Source organism: Paracoccus sp. S4493 (genome assembly GCF_000967735.1).
GTDB lineage: Bacteria > Pseudomonadota > Alphaproteobacteria > Rhodobacterales > Rhodobacteraceae > Paracoccus > Paracoccus marcusii.
In genome coordinates this window covers 1-1,099 of the sequence record NZ_JXYF01000242.1, presented here as the reverse complement: position 1 = coordinate 1,099, position 1,099 = coordinate 1, and the positions used below count along the sequence as shown (strand labels likewise).

The 1,099-nt window shown below is 66.8% G+C and carries 1 protein-coding gene; it reads left to right on the top strand.

The annotated features are described in order from the left end of the window. Positions 1–229: 229 nt before the first annotated feature. Positions 230–1,099: GntR family transcriptional regulator (locus tag TW83_RS16715; RefSeq protein WP_045983916.1), on the top strand; the 870-nt coding region annotated here is incomplete at its 3' end.

Genomic DNA, 1,099 nt, shown 5'->3' with positions numbered 1-1,099 from the left:
CGATGATCAGCAGGACCAGCGTCAGCAGGGCCGATGCACGGTGCAGCTGGTCGCGGGCGATCGTCAGCCGACGCGCCTTGCCGTCGGCCCAGGGCTTGCTTGCGTCCGTCATCGTTCCTCCCCGACCGATTTCGTCCTGATCTCGGCAAAGCATGTGCAGGCACCTTGCACCTGTCAATTGTTTTTAATAATTTAGGACAAGAACCGCCTGACCCGAGGAAACCCCACCATGGCCCGCAGCGACACCCGCTATCGCGAGGCGTACAACCGCCTTCTGGACCACTGCGCGACTCTGACCCCGGGGGCCGACCTGCCCGCCGAGGCCGCGCTGAGCGAGATCGCCGGGGTCAGCCGCACCGTCGTCCGCCGCTGCCTGGCGCGGCTGGCAGAGCTGGGGGTGATCGCGTTGAATGGGCGGGCCAAGCGGGTGCTGCGCATGCCGGACCAGGACGACCGGATCGCCGTGATCCGCGCCGCCGACGGCCTGCAGGCGCTGGAGCAGCGGTTCCTGGACTGGATCTTGCGGTTCGACGTGCCTGCCGAAACGCCGCTGTCGGTGGCCGAGCTGGCGCGGACCTTCGGCGTCACCCAGCATCAGCTGAACGAGTTCCTGGCCGGCCTCAGCCGGTTCGGCCTGGTCGCACGCAGGCCCAAGGGCGGCTGGATGCTGCGCGGCTTCACCAAGGAATTCGCGGTCGAGCTGTCGGACTTTCGGCTGGTCCTGGAACTGGACGCGATCGCCAAGCTGGTCGAGGCACCGGTCGATCACCCCGTCTGGCCGCGTCTGGCCATGCTGCGCGTCCAGCACCTGGCCCTGGCAGACCAGATCGACACGCATTTCCACGAGTTCTCCAAGCTGGACGAGGCGTTCCACGAGGCCATCAACGCCGTCGTCCGCAACCGCTTCGTGGCCGAGTTCCAGAAGGTCATCTCGCTGATCTTCCACTATCACTACATGTGGGACAAAACGCAGGAAAAGCAGCGCAACGGCGCCGCGATCCAGGAACACCTGGCGATCATCGACGCGCTGGAGGCCCGCGACGCCGGCCGCGCGCTGGATGCCGCGCGCCAGCACCTGCGCACGTCGAAATCGACGCTG